Genomic DNA, 2843 nt, shown 5'->3' on the forward strand with positions numbered 1-2843 from the left:
ACCTCGCCATTCTTGAGGATCTCGCCGGTGAACGGACGGATGGTGAGCACGTCGCCCGTCTCCATCTGGTCTACGTCGCACTCGATCGGGAAGGCGCCGGAATCCTCGGCGGTGTTGAAGAAGATCGGGGCGATCTTGCCGCCGAGCACCACCCCGCCGGTGCGCTTGTTGGGCACGTGCGGGATGTCGCGACCGATATGCCACTGCACCGAGTTGATCGCGGACTTGCGCGAGGACCCGGTGCCGACCACGTCGCCCACGTAGGCGATCTTGTGACCTGTCTCCTTGAGTTCCTTGATGGTGTCGAGGGCCTCGGGCATCTTCGACTGGAGCATCGAGCGGGCGTGCAGCGGGATGTCCGGGCGGCTCCAAGCCTCCTGGGCCGGGGAAAGGTCGTCGGTGTTGGTCTCGCCCGGCACCTTGAGGACGACCACCTGGATCTCTTCCTCCAGTGCCGGCTTGGCCTCGAACCAGTCGGCATTGGCCCAGGACTCGAGTACGCGCCCGGCGTTCTCGCTGCCCTCGCGGTACTTGTCCTCGACGTCGCGGAAGGAGTCGTAGACCATCACCAGCCTGGAGAGCGCCTTGACGGCATCGTCGCCAACGACCTCGTCGTCGAGCAGTTCGATCAGCGGATCGACGTTGTAGCCACCCATCATGGTGCCCAGCAGCTCGACCGCCTCACGGCGGTCGAGCAGTGGGGATTCGGCCTTGCCCTTGGCCACGTCGGCCAGGAAAGCGGCCTTGACGTAGGCGGCCTTGTCCACGCCCGGCGGCACCCGCTGGGAGAGCAGGTACTTGAGCTCGTCGCCGTCAACATCCGCCGGCGGGTTCTTGATCAGATCGATCAGCTCGGCGGTCTGCTCGGCATTCAACGCCAGCGGCGGAATGTCCTGCTCGGCGCGTTCGGCCTTGTGTTCGCGGTAGGCTTCAAGCATGGAATACCCTCAACGGCTTGCAATGGTATGAATTCGTGTCTCGGATTCGGGCACGTCGCCCTCCGGCGGGCGGCCGGACGAATGGCGGGATTCTAGCAAACACCGGGGGCATGCCGCGCATGCCGCCGACAGGAACCTCCCCTGGAGACGGAACCCGGCTGCGTTTTTAGAGTTTCCCCTGGCGGCGCATCCGATCCAGCCACAGCAGCGCGATCACCGGGGCGGCGGCGATGATCCGGCCCTCGTCCACGTCGGCCAGCGCCTGCTCGAGCGAAACGATGCGCACGCGAATGTCCTCGTGCTCGTGGTCGAGGCCGAACTGGCCGGCGACCACCCCCTCGGCATCGCGCTCGATCGCGGCGGTGTCCACCCGGGCCAGGAACAGGTAGATGCTCTCGGTCGTCCCACCGGGACTGACCCAGTAGCGGGTCAGGGGATAGAGATCGGTCAGCGCCAGACCGGCCTCCTCCTCGGACTCGCGCCGGGCGACGTCCTCGGCCGACTCCCCCGGCTCGATCATCCCCGCCACGATCTCCGACAACCAAGGGCCGGTGGGGGCTTCCAGCGCACCGGGGCGGAACTGCTCGATCAGCACGACCTCCTCGCGCACGGGGTCGAACGGCAATACCGCCACGGCATGCCCCCGTTCGAAGATCTCCCGCTCGATGGGTTCCGACCAGGTGCCGTCGAAGAACTCGAAACGCAGCCGGTAGCGTTGCAGGGAGAAAAACCCGCGGTAGAGGGTCTCGTTGGCCAAAAGGTCGAAACGCATCGTGTCCTGCTCCTGCTACCATCGATCGAAATGTCAGACCGTAGCTTACATGCACGGGGCTTTATGCCGCATCCAAGGGGCCTTCATGAACACCATCCTGCGACTGCTCGAACCCCTGATCGGGCGGGAAATCCAGATCGGTGAGAACCGTGGCACGGTGATCGAGATCCACGACGACCCGCCATCGCTCATCATGCGCGCGGAGAACTCCCCGGACGCGTTCCAGGTCGACTACTTCGGTCGTCCGCGATCGATGACGCAACCGACGTGGACGCAACCGATCACCGCCGAATCCGGTCGTAGCCTGCACCCCGATCTGCAGCGGCAACTGCCGATCGAAACCGCCCGCACCCTCGACGAATTGATCAAATCGCGGCAGGCCTGACGACATTGCCGTGACCACCCAACATCAACCGACACGGAGTTGCCAATCCATGACCCAGACCGATGTCCCGACCCGCACGATCCGTCACTTGGCGGCCGCCGGAGCCCTGCTGGCCACCACTCTGACCCCCCTTTCCCTGTCGGCAGCCGACCGGCCGCCCATCGACAGCCAGTGGCGGCTGGCCAACATTGTCACCCTGCAAAACATCGATCCCACGCTGACCGACCTCGTGGTCGACGCCGACGGGAATCTCAGTGGAGTCGCCGGGTGCAACACCTACCGACGCTCCTGGAACGAGGACGGATACGGGGAGATCGCAGTCACCCACAAGATGTGCGGTGAAGCGAGGATGCAGCAGGAAGAAGCCTTCCTCGAAGTCCTGGAAAACACCGTCGACTGGCAGATTGACGGGGAACGCCTGTACCTCAAGGGACCGGACGGACGAAACCTCGCGATGATGCTCGAACCGATCACCCGCTCCTATCACTTCGACTGCGAAGGGAAGACCATTGCCTTCGACGTCCTTCGTCGTGGCCAGATCCGGCTATTCCATGACAGTGAGAGCGTGCTGATGACCCGAACGGAATCGGCCTCCGGCTCGCGCTACGAAAGCCAGGACGGCGATGTCGTCTTCTGGGGCAAGGGACAGGAGGGCACGTTCGAGGCCGATGGCGAAAAGCGTGATTGCCGCCAGGTACCCAACCCCGACGCACCGGGCGATTCCTGATCGAACCTGGTTGCGGGCCGG

The 2843-nt window shown here is 64.5% G+C and carries 3 protein-coding genes and 1 pseudogene; 2 read left to right on the forward strand and 2 right to left on the reverse strand.

Annotated elements, in window-relative coordinates; all coding sequences use genetic code 11:
• Together ACESL5_RS06215 and ACESL5_RS06220 are read right to left on the reverse strand one after the other, a co-directional pair.
• Nucleotides 1-938: pseudogene (locus tag ACESL5_RS06215) on the reverse strand (aconitate hydratase B); the annotation flags it as partial.
• Nucleotides 939-1104: 166 nt separating this feature from the next.
• Complete coding sequence (locus tag ACESL5_RS06220) at nucleotides 1105-1710, reverse strand: NUDIX domain-containing protein (RefSeq protein ID WP_372591913.1); 606 nt, start codon at nucleotides 1708-1710, stop codon at nucleotides 1105-1107.
• 85 nt (nucleotides 1711-1795) lie between these two features.
• On the opposite strand from ACESL5_RS06220, the gene ACESL5_RS06225 reads away from it, so the two are divergent.
• Both ACESL5_RS06225 and ACESL5_RS06230 read left to right on the forward strand, forming a co-directional pair.
• Nucleotides 1796-2095, forward strand: coding sequence for a hypothetical protein (locus tag ACESL5_RS06225; protein ID WP_372591914.1), 300 nt, complete (start codon nucleotides 1796-1798; stop codon nucleotides 2093-2095).
• A gap of 49 nt (nucleotides 2096-2144) precedes the next feature.
• On the forward strand, nucleotides 2145-2822 hold the full coding sequence (locus ACESL5_RS06230) for an META domain-containing protein (protein WP_372591915.1): 678 nt from the start codon (nucleotides 2145-2147) through the stop codon (nucleotides 2820-2822).
• Nucleotides 2823-2843 lie beyond the last annotated feature (21 nt).

The sequence above is a fragment of the Guyparkeria sp. genome, from assembly GCF_041687595.1.
GTDB lineage: Bacteria > Pseudomonadota > Gammaproteobacteria > Halothiobacillales > Halothiobacillaceae > Guyparkeria.